Origin of the sequence: Paenibacillus sp. E222, from assembly GCF_013401555.1 — a bacterium.
GTDB lineage: Bacteria > Bacillota > Bacilli > Paenibacillales > Paenibacillaceae > Paenibacillus.
This window is the reverse complement of the sequence record NZ_CP058552.1, coordinates 4,916,560-4,931,134: the sequence shown is the minus strand read 5'-3', so window position 1 is coordinate 4,931,134 and position 14,575 is coordinate 4,916,560. Positions and strand designations below refer to the sequence as shown.

The window sequence follows — 14,575 nt, the reverse complement described above, 5'->3', positions numbered from 1 at the left end:
CTAATATTCTCTCCTTTTAGTCTATATATTGAATGAACTGTTCAAAATTACTTGCCCGTGAGAGGTCTCTGATATCCTCGCGATCAAGAATATGTTCAATCATCTTGTATAGTTGCTTTAATTTGTCTTTTTCTTTTGGATTAATAGCCACCAAGAGAACGACTTTGATTTTTTTTCCTGCATGTCTGATACCTTCTTTTAGGACACCAATGGAGACCAATGTATACTCTGCCTGGTAATCCATGGCATGCGGCATTGCGATGGCGTTGCCAAATACTGTGGATTGCATCCGTTCTCGTACCAACACCGAAGTAATGAACTCATCAATATCCTCGATGGCTTGTTGTTCTAACAAGCTGTGAGCCATTTGCTTCATTATGGATACATAATCCAGACTTTCCTTAAAGTAGTGGAAACAATGTTCATTGAAAAAGGAGGTGTCTGTGATTTCCTCATTCAATGGTAGTTGCGTCATCATAGATCCCGTTAAATAGCCTTCCACTTGAGCCATGTCTGATTTGGACAATAAAGGGTTGACCAAAAGTAAAGGGATATCCACTTCTTGTTCTATCGGAATGGTAGTGATCAACAGATCTACCTTGCCGAATTCTCCGCGAAGCAAAGCGTCCAACTGGTAGACAGAATACCACCCAATCAAATCGACGCGTTCTCCGTAGTAGGACATGACACGACGGTACAGGATTTGAGCCGTTGCTAATCCAGACCCGCACAATATGGCTACAGAAGGTTTCTCGAAGACTTCTTCCAATGCGACGGCAAGATGCAATGCAATAAACGCAAGCTCGGATTCGTTAAGAATAAGCCCGTATTGGTTATGAATGATTGGCACTAACACATTAGACATCTCAAACGCAAAAGGATATTTGCGCCTTGTCTCTTCCTTCAAAGGATTAAACTCAAAGGTATGGGTCCTTAAGCGATAAATTAGCGGGTAAATATGTTGAATAAGATTATTTTTAAGCACCGTATTTTCACTGAAAATAATACCAAATCTTTGTTGAATGTCATCTAATAAACGATCAACTATATATGCTGCTTCATCACCAGAACCATTCAACTGACCACTCTGTTTGTTTAAAAGCCGCTTGGAACGTAATCGCTGTTGTAGATAACCAATCTCATTGTCATCTATCCATTGAGTAATCCCTGTCAGCCCTTTTTTTAATATGGAAGTCAGTTCCATATCTAAGTTTTCGTTAACCGGAGTTACGATACCGAAGCCCTGCTCGATACGCTTAAACGTAATATAAAAGTCAAAGGATAAAGAAACAACTTCATGATCCGTTAAGAAAAATCCCCCTGTGTTCAGCATATTAATAATTAATTTTTGTAGATCTAGCAAACTATCGTTTAAGTTTTCTGTAGGCAAAGCAATCCTGAGCCTACTCGTCATCTCCATCTTTTTATGAGTCAATTCCAGCTGTAGAACGTAAAACATTAGTGCCCTTTTGGAAATTTCACTACCAACGAGCAGCAATCCCTTCGTTGCTGAGACCTTTAATTCCAGCTCAGGAATTTGTTCAATAATTTCTTGTAGTCGCTTCACATCCGAGCTAATTGTCGTTTTGGATACGTAAATATCTTCTGCCAGTTTTTCCATACTTAGGTACCTGGTTGAAAAAGAGAGTGCAAATACGATGTAAGTAATTCTTTCAATGGGAGTGTCAGGTAAAACAGATATTGGTTCTTCTTCCCATAACCGATTGAGCAATTTACGAACTTCCGACTTGGACCAATCTTCGATGTAGTACCCCCATTGTTTGGATGATTGGATCTCCATATTTTGTCTATGAAGCTCTGCATTAATGGCCCGTATATCTGACCGAATCGTGCGATCACTCACATTAAATAACTGAGCTAGTGCACTCCCTTTGACTGGGCTATTTGTATCTAACAAATGGAGAAGTATATCCAGATGCCTTTTGTTCATAATGGTCTCCTCCTGTTTGTTGCCACCTCCTCCTGACGGCTAGCATAAAATACATTCCGCACTGGATTGGGATAATTGTAAGCGAAATCATCCACATTAGAGAAGCAAACGTTTTTCCTAATCATATAGGAAATTCATATCCATTCATCTGGTATGACATACATTTCAACACCAATTGAACGAAAGTTAGACCAATGAAATAATCAAGCAAAGAAGCGAATCATTCGGCATGCGTGAAGTTTTCCAGTAGCATTTTTTTGCAGTAGTTCGTTTTTTATTGTCATGGTTGAAGTTGTTGGACGCTTGAAATGTTCCTTTACATGTGCAGATTGTTGCTCTATGTAGAGCATGTACAAAAAGTGGCGAATATCAAAAAGGATGATCGGTGAATGCCGTCATCCTTCATACAGGTAGCGCGTCCTCCATCTCGGACAGTTTCATGAATAGGGTTCTTATCTGTGAGGGAATACTGTCTGCTAATTCAACTTCATATATTTCTTTGAAGTGCAAGCTACTGGGAGACGTGTCGTCTGTTGAAGATAATTATTAATTAAAGAGTACCTCCGCAACTGCGTTCCATCCCTTCTGCTAGGTTATTCCCGTCTGATAGCACCTTATCATTCGATAAATTACTCGACTTCACCTGCATTCCGGAGCTCAAGTTTGGCATTTTGATTAGCCGCTCACCTCTGAATAAGTTTTTATTTACCTATGTGGATGATTGCTTCGTAGGACGTTCACTGTTTTTTGTAGACTTGTTATACGTAGTGATCTTGGTGTTGTTCCATAATATTTTTTAAACATTCGACTAAAATACCCAACGTTTTCAAAGCCTGTATGTGAGGCGATTTCAGTAACATTTTTTTCTGAATTTAAGAGTAATTCTTTTGCTTTTGATAATCGGTACTGTATTAAGTACTCAACTGGGGTGATATTAGCACCTAATTTGAAACAACGTAACGCCTCACTTTTACTCACTTTCGCTGCATCTGCAATATCGGTAAGGCGAACTTTCCTTTCATAATTTTTATAAATGAAATCTAACATCAGTTGTAGCCTGGTTTGAAGAATATAATAATTTGAAGAATGTGGTGAATTTTCATAAGATTCTTGATGCAAGTAAAGCGTCTTCCATATGGAAGACATTAATACCTGAAGATCAAGTTCTTTTGTCTTATCCTTAGAATTCATCAATTCAAACACTATGTTTAAAGAATGAAGAATCTCGTCTTGCCATTTCACTTTTCTATATAAGAAAAGTCCTGAAATCGTTGAAAACGTTATGGGTTGCACAAATTTCTGAAAGACAAGATGATTTCCACCTGATATGAATTCCGGAGAAAAAACGATATTTGGAACCAACGCCCTTTCTATAGCTTCATAACCATGAATTACTCGAGTATTGACGAAAACCCCATCCCCTGCTTCAAGCGTTCGTTTGTTCCCGCCTATCCAATAATCAACCATCCCTTCTTGAATGAGAGCAAACTCTAACTCAGGATGCCAATGACGGTTAATCGTTTGATTATGAAAATATAACGTATCGTCTAGATAATATTGAATGGGGAAATTGATTGAACCGTGAGTGGCAACTTCCCTATATTGTTCGTTAGTTAATATGACCCCCTGCAATCCAAACACCTCCTGAAATTCGGCGATATTGTACTACAATTTCATTTTATACTGCAAGTATGTAGCGAAAAATAGAGATAAATTAATAAAAAGAGTTTAGAGAAAACAATAATTCTAATTATAAATGAAACGGAGGAAGTAAAAAGCTCAAGGTAGATCAGTAACAAATATCAAATCTAAAAAATAATAAAGATGAGGTACTCTTGTGGGACAAAATAATGATATAACAGTAATTCTTAATATTAACAAGTGGAAAATTTCTTTGTTTATTTTCTTTGCTCTGTCGGGAATGGCTTTTTCTTCGTGGACTTCGAGAACACCTGAGGTAAGAGATATTCTTCATGCTTCTACTTCAATGATGGGCTGGATCATTTTTGGAATTGCTGCTGGCGCAATTGTTGGTCTTGTATCTGCAAGTTGGGTGATCCGTCATATAGGAGCACGAAAAGCAATTGCCTTAAGCGTTATCATTTTGTCCTTAGGATTGCTTATAGCTGGTTTTAGCATTCTATTGGCTATAAAGCTACTAGTTTTCTCAGGTCTTGTTGTTTTCGGGCTTGGTTATGGAATTATAGACGTAGCTCAAAATGTGGAGGGAGCAGCACTTGAGCGAAGTACCAATAAAACATTACTTCCCGCTCTTCATGCTTCATTTAGTGGAGGCACTCTCTTAGGAGTAGGCTTAGGGTCACTTGCCATATCACTAAAAGTTCCTGTCTTTATACATTTTATAATTATCGCTTTTGTGATTATCTTGTTTGGAGTTATTTGTATAAAGTATTTACCGACGGCAACAGGAAAAGTCGATCTAATAACTGATCATTCACTCACTTCTCCACAAACCAAGGTTAGCATTTTCAAAGAATCAAGACTATTTTACATTGGTATTATTGTTATGGGAATGGCTTTGGCAGAAGGTACGGCAAATGATTGGTTACCCATTTTATTTGTAGATGCTTACCAGGTGACTCATGTTACAGGTACGATTGTATATGGTATTTTTTTATTAGCTATGCTAATTGGCCGTATATCCGGTGGCTTCTTACTAGACCGCTTTGGCCGAGTTTCAATATTGGTATCAGCTGCAATATTAGCCGTATTGGGATTAGCAGTTGTGATACTTGATATTAATTTCTACTTTGCTGCAGCTGGAGTTTTTTTATGGGGAATTGGTGCATCTTTAGGATTTCCCGTAGGTTTGTCCGCTGCTGGGGATAATGCCAATGGTGCAACGGAGAGAGTTGCTTTCGTTTCCACATTAGGTTATTTATCTTTTTTGGTTGGTCCCCCTTTCATTGGACTTTTAGGAGAATCAGTAGGACTGCTCTATGCCCTAATTGTAGTAATAATTGCAGTAATGATCGCTGGATTGTTCTCCCCAGCTGCTAAGAAAATTGAAAGTACACCCTCTTAAAAGTTCAAGAATTAGATGACGTCTCAAATTGTCAATAGTAGAATGTTGTATCCCTTCGGCAAAGGAACCATGTTCTTGTACTCATGAAGAGACATGATCATGGTCCCTTAAAAAAGCGGTATATTGTGCGGGATAAATCTAATCGAGATGATTATTTTTCGTCTTTTTCCTCAAAGAGCTCTAGAATATCTTTTGCCGATTCTTGCATTCCTCTTGCAAACCATTCATTTATCCAACCAAATAAACCATAAGTGAGATATGCATATACGTAAGCATCCTTATTAGTTTGGTTCTCTCTTGCTCCCCATATGGTTTGAATATCTTCCAAAATCAAATAAGAAAAACCTCTTTTATAAAGAAGAAGATAAAAATCATTATGCTCCTTATAATGTTCGAAAAGGTCGGCAATAACTATTTTAAAGTTAGATTCCTTTACTAAATCGGTTGTTTGCCTCCATTCACTCATTTTTTGGTGGATATAATAACGCAAGATATCTTCCTTGGTTTCGAAATTTCGGTAAAATGAGACACGACTAACTTGAGCTCTTATAGTGATTTCTTTGATAGATATTTCCGCAAACTCTTTTTCATCAAACAGTTGAAAAAATGCACTTGAGATTTTTTCTTTTACATAACTAGCCTTATCTTTATTTTTCATGTTACACAATTGCCTTTCTGTTTCATTTTCCCCATAGTAATTGACCTAATAAAAACGATACTCTAAGATCAATGATACATATGTAACATGTAAATATCAAATAGACAAAAAGGAGTACTTTGCTGATGAAGAAAAAAAATAAAAAAAATAGAAAATGGTTGAAGAAACTAGGTATTGGTTTTGGAGTTTTAACATTCCTAGTTGCTGCAACAGCCATATTTTTTGTAACAAATCCTGTACAACTTGCTCGGTTAGTAGCAAGAGATGCAGCTGAAGATAGAGCCCAGTGGGTGAAGTCAGATGATGAGTTGTTGGGAACGCGATTTACTGTACCACGAGAAGGTATTGATGATGTAGAAACCATTCTATATCGTCCAGAGGGGAGTGAAGATAAAAAATTACCTGTTATATTCATGGTGCATGGTGGTGGATTTTTCGGTGGAGCAGCAGACATGCTAGATACATTTAATGCTAGAGTTATGGAAAAATGGCAGGCGATGATTGTCTCGATTAACTATAAAAAACTGGACGAAAAATTTATTCCTTATCCTGCTGAAGAAATTAGAGACACCATCTATTATTTTGCTGCGCATGAAGATGAGTATAATATTGATTCCAGTAAATTTGCGACTATGGGTTTTAGTGCGGGTAGTTATCATGTGGCAAATACCTCCCTGTTATTGCAATCAGAAAATTTTAAATTGGCTGGACAAGTCCTAGTAGTTCCTTATCTAATGTCTGTTATTCCTGTACTTACGCCAAACTTGATGGATGAAGAGATCCCAACTGATGCACAAGTACCTCTTGCCTCCACAGTTTTTGTGCTAGGCGGTCAAGATGAGATATCTAATTCGGCTAAGCCATATATAGATATTTTGAATAAGGCAGGCGTACCGACTCAGGTATTCTCTTACGAGAAGGCATTCCATCCTTTTATGGATACGTCAGAGGTAATGAAACCTCAAAATGATGAGGAACTAAAATATACAACTGAAGAGCAAAAACAACTCGGGCTTCAAGCGGAGGACGATTTGATAGAAGTATTTCATTCGTTCTTTTCTAATTCAAATTAAATAATAATTTAGATATAGACAACAAAAAAACTTCATATTAAGCGGCGACCTTTTCCCGGATTATTCGGGAAAAGGTCGCCGCTGTTGGTTTATGAAACGAAATACTTCGTCTTTAGTTGAGAATGAGAGCCTTTTGATTATGAAATAGCATTCACAATCTCATCTATAACCTGTTTACATGTTTTAATTTCTTTGATTCCTCCTGCCGATGGAGAGATAGAAATTGTGCCAATCTCCAGATTACCGTCCAGTAATCCAGTTTTAAATCCATTTTTGATATAAGTTCCAGCTTCATCGAGTTTTCCTTCTTTAATAAGTTGAAAGGCTCTCTTACCTCCAATTGTAGGAATGGTTCGTTCATTAGCTCCTTCAAGTCTGAGAAATTCATCACTACTAACTTGAAGAATTGCTTGCTTGGCCGCATCACTGGCTGGATTCTCATGAGTCGCTACAAAACGAGTGCCCATGTATACTCCTTCTGCGCCTAGATTCATTACAGCTTGTACTCCTCTGCCATCGATAATTCCTCCTGCTGCAATAAAGGGGATATTTAAAGAATCTGCAGCTTGAGGAACAAGTGTGAACAGACTAATTTCATACTGGCTAATATGACCTCCTGCTTCATTCCCAGTTACAATGAGGGCGTCTACTCCTGCAGTCTCAGCTTCAATTAAATTTTGAACTGTGGGGTTAATTGGGCGATAAATTACTGTGAAATCGTGTTTTTTTAGTTTCTCTATTTCATTTTGATGCATTATAGTTCCAATAACTACAACAATTTTTACATTCTCTTCAACTAAAACATCAAACAACGCGTTAGTGAATAAACTTGTCCCATTAACATCGAAGGGTAAAATGTAATTGACTGCAAACGGTTTATCCGTCAACTCCCTTACTTTCCTGATCTCACTTCGTACACCTTCTATAAATTCATCTAAACTTTTCGCCGAGTTGTTTTGACCAGCATTCGGCCCAAGAACTCCCATCCCTCCAGCGTTTGAAACTGCAGCAACAAATTTAGCCGAGGTAACCCAGCTCATAGCTGCCGATATAATGGGATATTTAATCCCCAGTAATTTGGTTACTCTATTCATAAAAAGACTCCCTTCATATCATCGAAATAGTGATTGAGTTAGTAATGGATGTCTCATATAATAAACAGATCTCTTTGACATTGGAAGTAGGCAAAAAAATGTGACCAAGTCACTTTTTTAGTACTAATGAAGCGAAAGGAAGATAGATAATGGGCCGAATCTGCAAGGATGGCATCAATACTGATTTGATCAATGGAGACTCCATTGTATATGGAATAATTCACACCCAACATGTCCTTTCAGGAAGATGGAAAATTATGATTCTTTGGCTTCTTTCAAAGCAAACACGACGTTTTGGGGAGATAAAGTCCATTTTCACTGATATTTCACAAGGTTCGTTAACTAAACAATTAAGGGAATTAGAGCAAGATGGATTTATTGAGCGCCATGTTTTCTCAGAGATTCCGCCCAAAGTTGAATATTCACTAACCGAAAAAGGAATAGACTTTCTTCCTATACTAGACAGTATGGAACAATTCGGAAATAAACATGGTCAAGATTCTCTAAACAAACAAAAATTCACTGACTAAACCTCTGTCAAGTAATAGGTTTAATAAAACAAAATGATCGAACTACTCAGTATCTTTAAAAGATACCAAAGAAAGTCGCCAACTCAATTAGCGACTTTCTTTGGTATTTATCTATTCTTCATTGTGTTGAAATAAGGTTTAGACTAGTCCTGATTTCTCAAGAATTCTTTGAACGATAGTGACAGCTTCAGCTCTGGTTAGAAACGTATCCGCTGCCAGTGACGAAAGGCTTCTCCCATTCACAATACCGTTATTTAGGCAAAATTCAACGGCTTCCTTGGACCAATCGGATACCTTACCTGCATCGGAAAACTGTTCTAGAATCACCATTTTTGTCTTAGTAGAGAACTTCGGCTTTAAACCGGTTACTTCAATGGCTCTCAAAATCCAAACCATCGCCTGCTCACGTGTAATTGCTTCATTTGGGCGGAAGGTGGGATGATTTTTAATCATCGTTGTTTCCCCTTCAATTTGCAGTCCCAATCCACGGGCAAGGATAGCAACGAATTCAGCGCCGGAAACAACACGGTCTGGATTAAATTGAGTTCGGTCTGTCCCAAGGGTCACCATCCGTGACCCCATTTGATGGATTGCCTTCTCCGCCCAATGGTTGACCGTATCTACGAACTCAACCGGATACCATATAACTGCGTAAGTGCCGTTAGCCATACTTTTGATTTGAGCATAATGTTTCCCGTGTTTCTCCAGAATTTTAGTCGGTACGGAACGAGCCTGCCCATCTTCTCCGACGATTACACCTGTCATGATCTTGTTTGGGTTAACGTTATCGGGAAGGGTGAACGTCCGCTCCACATATTCGTTGAATTTTGATATTTCAAGGCTCTTCTCTCCTTGAGTGAGCCTTAATGTGAAATCCATTGGTGGAACAATTAGAGAAAATCCATCTTCTTGCGCTACACTTTCTAAGTGTTTAGTCTTGTCAGACAATGTTGCCGAAATATCAATTTGTACCTTAAGGTTATCCATGCTAATGGAATCTCCCAATGAACTGGAGACTGCAGAATTATGGATTAGCTTTGCCGGGAGCCGGTAAGTTACTTGCTCCGTTTGAATCTCCAATATCACCTTCTTGTTATCCATTGCCCAAATTACTGGACCGCTTAATTCAACGGAAAACACACCAGACTTCGTCTGCATTGAAATGGGAACAATTGAACCTTCTTTCTTCGAAGATAAATAGTCAGTCAACTTTTTAGAATCGACAGAGAACGTTTCGAGGGTTTGACCATTTTGGTTAACCGTTTTGAATACTCCTAAGTCGGTTGATTGTTCAATGGTATTTCCTTTTGCTGGTGATTGTGATGAGATTGTTGGTGATTGTGGAGAGTTTACCGGAAGATCATTACGTGTCGTAACACTTACCGTGTTCGAGTTACCTGCATTCACTCCTCCTGTCACAACCAAACGGAAGTCATAGGTTGTTCCTGACGACAATTCCGTTATCGTTGCACTTGAAGCATTCGTTGCAATTGTTTTCGTTTCGGACGTTGCCCAGTTATTCTGCCCTGCTAGCGATTGCTCAATGATAATTCTGTCCGCATTGACTGGCATAGTCCAACTAAAGGTCGCTGATGAACCGGTCTTTTCTGTGCTTGCAAAATCACCTATTGGAGTGAGTGGCTCAAGGGACATATATTTCTCCAAATAAGCCAATGAGGAACTGATTCGTTCAGCAGTTTTGTCGGGATCGTTACCAAGAGCATGATCGGAGTTTGGGTATAAAATATATTTATGATCCACCCCAGCCTGTTTAAGCGCAGATGCAAGCTTTTGATGGTGCCCCGGTGCTACAATCTGATCATATACACCATAAGCCATTATCGTAGGAGGCGAGTCGCTACTAACATGCTGAAGCGGTGATACTGCTTTAATCTTCTCATCCACTATCCCAGAGTCAATATCTTCTAGGGTAATCACTTCACCGACCATTAGACTCAGAATACCCGCTGTCATTGTCGCATCAAACATAGGCGCCCATGTATCTGGATACAGGTCACTCGGACCAACACTATCCAGGACAAGGACTACTGGCAAAGCAGTAACATCTGCCCTTGAATACGCATATAAGGAGGCTAGATGTCCGCCAGCAGAGTATCCTGCCATGGTTAATCTCGAAACATGATAACCGCGATTAGTCAATTCTTTCTTCAGAGCTGTGACGCATGCCTGAATTTCATCCATCATGGACATGATTGTCGCCCCATTGCCCTCCTGAATCAATGTATAATTCATACTGGCAGTAATGTACCCAGCTTGTGCAAACCGTTTCGACTCGGCTGCCATCCCGCTTTTATCACCTTCGACCCAGGAACCTCCGTGGAGATTCAATATAACACCAATATCTTCTGTTTTTGAAGCATTCGTAGGAATATACAAGTCATATTTATTGCGCTCTTTGTTACCATACACCAAATCATGGTAGACGGTTCCATCGCCGGGATTCCAATCAAAAAGGTGACCACCATTGATTAGCTTGGAAATAATGTCAATATCAGTTTTAATCGTGACGGTGTTTGAAATACCTGCATTTTCGCCTCCGATCACAACTAACCGGAAATCATAGACTGTTCCTGCAATCAGTTCTGATACTATTACGCTAGTAGCGTCAATTGGAATTGTGCCGGTAACTGCTTTAGTCCATTTGTTTTGACCAGCCGGTGACTGCTCAATAACAATCTCCGTTGCTCTGCTATCAGCTGCAGTCCACTGGAATGAGGCTGTGGTTTCCGCTCTCCCAGTGCTTGCAAAATCATAAACCGCACCCGTAACCGAAGCTAATTCCTTATTCGAATCAAATAGACCCGAAGTTAATGAAATCGTTCTCATAAGTTCATTTCCTTCAGCAGCATTCGCCCTAAGTGCAGCAGGAAAGCTAATCATGACCATGGCCATGAGACAGATAAATAATCTCCTTATCATCTTTGATGGCTCCTTTAAAGTGGTTTAATGGCCTCATTTGGCGAATTCGCTCATTATTCTCTACCCGTTCCTCCCGTTTGGTACCGCTTTCACCCCTTTCTGCGAACATTCCCGAACAGCTAGTTGAGCTTTTCGGGAATGAAGTCGTTAAACCTGATGGTTGTTATTTTATTTGACTTAACCGTTCATCCATCTGATCCAAAATATGTGTAGGCAATGAATAGAACGCTGCCAAATCCCGGAGGGAGGAGTTACCCATTGAAGCGCCCAAATCATCCGGATTGACTTTAACCTGTTCAGACATCATTGTCCTTATGAGCGGTGCAGCCTCATCGTGGTGCAAAAGTTCAATTAATGGAGTTTTCGTGCTAAATATCCTCAAATAACTCTTAGTCGGTGAATAGCTGATCGAATAGCTTCCACTGAGTAATTCCAATAGGACCTCTTCCTCAAGTTGTTCTCCGGTTATGTCAGTAAACTCCCAGGTAACACCGTTAATTTCTAAATCTTTTAAACGGGCATGAGGTAAGCGTATACAGGCAGATGCATTGAAAGGAATATCAAAAGTAAACTCAAGCCTTCCTTCCTTATCAATCTCCCATCCGCTACGATAGGTGCCCGATGCGGTTTCAACTGTTGCTTTCACCCACTTCAGCCGGTTATCCGGTTGCGGGACGAGCGCCACGCGCTGGAAACCCGGAGCCTCCTCAACTGGATTAATCCCCGCCATGCAACGATACATCCATTCTACGATTGCGCCGTAAGCATAATGGTTTAAGGAATTCATGCCTGTATCGCTAATCGTTCCGTCTGGTAAAATTGAATTCCACCGTTCCCAAATGGTCGTTGCACCCAACTTCACGGCATAAAGCCAACTCGGGTAGTCGTCATTAAGCAGTAAGGTATAAGCAAGATCATTACATCCATGATATGTCAGTACATGATTTAAGTAAGGTGTTCCCACAAACCCTGTTTTCAGGTGATTACGGTCAGCTTTTAAACGCTTCCGCAGAGCCTCAACCACTTTGTCGATGTAGCATTTTGGAACCAAATCCATAAATAGCGCAACTGCGTACGCAGTTTGTGTATCGATCGCCAACCGGCCTGTTATAGTAAAAAATTCCTCCTGAATTGCAACTTTAACTTCCTTAGAAATACGCTCATAATATGCCGCTTCTGCTTCGCGCCCTAGGACCTTCGCTGCCTTGGCCACAATGTATGTTGAATAACTGTAGTACGCAGAGGCGATGAAATCCTTATCGGTTCCGCCAAAAGGAGAATCCGGATTGCTGCTGTCTAGGGAAAGCCAATCTCCAAAATGGAACCCTACCGTCCATAATCTACGTCCGCCTGAGTCCGTATCTTTTTTTATAATGTAGTCGGCCCATCCTTTCATGCTTTCAAACTGCTGATGAAGAATGGCTACATCCCCGTAATGTAGATATACATTCCATGGGATAATTACGGATGCATCTCCCCAAGCGCTGGACCCACCCTCACGGACATTAACAGCAGGAACAACCACCGGAACCTCTCCTTGGCGTTCCTCCTGTTCACTTCCAAGATCAAAGCAATACTTGTTGAAGAAAGCATAGGAATCCATATTAAAACAGGCGGTACCAGAGAATACCTGAGCGTCCCCCGTCCAGCCCATTCGTTCATCCCGCTGAGGGCAATCGGTTGGAACATCCAGGAAGTTCCCCTTTTGTCCCCACTTTGCATTCTGAAACAAGCGGTTGATCAGAGGATTGTCGGTCTCAAAATGCCCTGTATCATCAAGGTCCGAATAAAGAACACATCCAGTAAAATCCTCAGAATTCAATTGTCCGATCCAGCCTTCAACCTTTACATATCTGAATCCATAGTAGGTGAAGTAAGGACGAACGAGCGTTTCCCGTCCATCTGCCGTAAATTGATGTTCCGCCATTGCGGTGCGCAAATTATCTCGGTAGAAATTTCCTTCCTGTAGCACTTCGCCGTATTGTAACCGAATGATACTTCCTTTGGGAGCGTTGGTCCGATATTCGATCCAGCCAACCATGTTCTGCCCCATATCCAAGACCGTCTCGCCCGCAGGCGTATGAATCACTTCGAGAGGCTTCCTTTTCTCCTTGATCACTACAGGAAGACTAAGCCTGGCCTTAAGTCGATCATAGCCAAGTTCAACTTCTCTAACGGGATAGCTTTCAGAGGCTTGAAAAGTTGCATCATAAATTTCACCGTCGTATAAATTTCCCGATATAATTTGACTTTGTTCCGCAGTCCATGAGTCATTGGAAACAATGATCTCAGTTGAGCCGTCCTTGTATGTCACAACCATTTCATATAGAAGAGCAAACGTATTACCGTAGATCTCGCTCGAATGGCCGTCAAAACCAAAACGTCCTTTGTATAAGCCATTTCCAAGCCTTACCGATATCTCATTCTGACCTGTTTGCAGAAGTTCGGTCACATCATATGTTTGATATTGCAGCCATTTATGATAATTATTGAAGTTAGGTGTCAGAAATTCGTTTCCGGCTTTTAGACCGTTAAAATATAATTCGTAAAGACCCAGTCCACATACATAGACTCGAGCCGAAGCAACGGGGCCTTTCAGCAGTAACGATTTTTTTAAAACCGGATGAATGGTTTTATCGAATTTTGGAGTGATCCATGTCCCTTTCCACGCTTCGTTCAGCTTGGCTGTTTCAAACCACGCAGTCTCACTTGTGGCGTGTTCTCCATTATCCGTCCATACCTCCACACGCCAAAAATAGCGGCATCGCGGTATCAATTCCAGCTGAAGCTCAAAGGCAAGACTGTTGATATCCTTTCTCGTTTCGCTGTCAAATACGACGTCTTGGAATTCATCGTCAAGCGCCACAACATACCGGGCTGCCGCTTGCTTCTTGCCATTCGTGTCGGTTACAGTGTATGAAAATCTTGGTTTGCCTAAATCAAAACCTAGTGGATTCACCACACGGTTGGTTTTTAAACGAATAATTTTCATGAGAACCTCTCAGAATTAGTTATTTTAATATCCATCACACACATCACTTACCTAATTATAGATTGACGTATTTAGGCAAAGATATAGAGGAATACCAGCATACATATCGTATTCTTAATATGATTCGGTCAGCATAGCTAAAACAAAAAATGCTGCCGTCAATGGGTAATCGCAATTGAAACCGTCAACCTTGTATTCTTTTTAACGCTTCTATAAAAACTGTAATCGGATCCTTAAGAAAACTGTAAAGGTTATTAAATCGTATGAATAAAAAACAGTTCCCCATCCGAA

General features: G+C 40.1%; 9 protein-coding genes. 3 read left to right on the top strand and 6 right to left on the bottom strand.

All coding sequences use genetic code 11. The features are described from left to right. Positions 1–16: 16 nt before the first annotated feature. Entirely contained in the window at positions 17–1,951 is a 1,935-nt protein-coding gene (locus tag HW560_RS22090) for a BglG family transcription antiterminator (RefSeq protein ID WP_179264752.1), read from the bottom strand. Positions 1,952–2,656: 705 nt separating this feature from the next. Then, positions 2,657–3,583 (bottom strand): AraC family transcriptional regulator, encoded by a 927-nt coding sequence (locus tag HW560_RS22085; RefSeq protein ID WP_179264751.1) that lies wholly within the window; start codon positions 3,581–3,583, stop codon positions 2,657–2,659. 205 nt (positions 3,584–3,788) lie between these two features. Here HW560_RS22085 and HW560_RS22080 point away from each other — a divergent pair, with 205 nt between their 5' ends. Next, positions 3,789–4,997 (top strand): MFS transporter, encoded by a 1,209-nt coding sequence (locus HW560_RS22080; protein ID WP_257031405.1) that lies wholly within the window; start codon positions 3,789–3,791, stop codon positions 4,995–4,997. A 151-nt stretch (positions 4,998–5,148) separates the two neighbouring features. Here HW560_RS22080 and HW560_RS22075 read toward each other — a convergent pair whose 3' ends face one another. After that, the gene (locus HW560_RS22075; protein WP_179264750.1) at positions 5,149–5,655 is read right to left on the bottom strand and encodes a TetR/AcrR family transcriptional regulator; all 507 of its coding nucleotides are present in this window, start codon (positions 5,653–5,655) and stop codon (positions 5,149–5,151) included. A gap of 125 nt (positions 5,656–5,780) precedes the next feature. Between HW560_RS22075 and HW560_RS22070 the strand changes: the two genes are divergently transcribed. Then, positions 5,781–6,728: an alpha/beta hydrolase gene (locus HW560_RS22070; protein ID WP_179264749.1), complete on the top strand. Its 948-nt coding sequence runs from the start codon at positions 5,781–5,783 to the stop codon at positions 6,726–6,728. Between the two features lie 137 nt (positions 6,729–6,865). Here the strand turns inward: HW560_RS22070 and HW560_RS22065 are convergent, their stop codons facing one another. Next, positions 6,866–7,822: an NAD(P)H-dependent flavin oxidoreductase gene (locus HW560_RS22065; RefSeq protein ID WP_179264748.1), complete on the bottom strand. Its 957-nt coding sequence runs from the start codon at positions 7,820–7,822 to the stop codon at positions 6,866–6,868. A gap of 149 nt (positions 7,823–7,971) precedes the next feature. Between HW560_RS22065 and HW560_RS22060 the strand changes: the two genes are divergently transcribed. Continuing rightward, positions 7,972–8,352, top strand: coding sequence for a winged helix-turn-helix transcriptional regulator (locus HW560_RS22060; protein ID WP_179264747.1), 381 nt, complete (start codon positions 7,972–7,974; stop codon positions 8,350–8,352). Between the two features lie 138 nt (positions 8,353–8,490). Here the strand turns inward: HW560_RS22060 and HW560_RS22055 are convergent, their stop codons facing one another. After that, entirely contained in the window at positions 8,491–11,292 is a 2,802-nt protein-coding gene (locus HW560_RS22055; RefSeq protein ID WP_179264746.1) for an S-layer homology domain-containing protein, read from the bottom strand. 163 nt (positions 11,293–11,455) lie between these two features. After that, entirely contained in the window at positions 11,456–14,284 is a 2,829-nt protein-coding gene (locus tag HW560_RS22050; RefSeq protein WP_179264745.1) for an alpha-L-rhamnosidase, read from the bottom strand. Positions 14,285–14,575 lie beyond the last annotated feature (291 nt).

Coding starts and splice junctions, on each gene's coding strand:
- HW560_RS22090 (WP_179264752.1), bottom strand. CDS start 1,951: ATGAACAAAAGGCATCTGGATATACTTCTCCATTTGTTAGATACAAAT.
- HW560_RS22075 (WP_179264750.1), bottom strand. CDS start 5,655: ATGAAAAATAAAGATAAGGCTAGTTATGTAAAAGAAAAAATCTCAAGT.
- HW560_RS22070 (WP_179264749.1), top strand. CDS start 5,781: ATGAAGAAAAAAAATAAAAAAAATAGAAAATGGTTGAAGAAACTAGGT.
- HW560_RS22065 (WP_179264748.1), bottom strand. CDS start 7,822: ATGAATAGAGTAACCAAATTACTGGGGATTAAATATCCCATTATATCG.
- HW560_RS22060 (WP_179264747.1), top strand. CDS start 7,972: ATGGGCCGAATCTGCAAGGATGGCATCAATACTGATTTGATCAATGGA.
- HW560_RS22055 (WP_179264746.1), bottom strand. CDS start 11,292: ATGATAAGGAGATTATTTATCTGTCTCATGGCCATGGTCATGATTAGC.
- HW560_RS22050 (WP_179264745.1), bottom strand. CDS start 14,284: ATGAAAATTATTCGTTTAAAAACCAACCGTGTGGTGAATCCACTAGGT.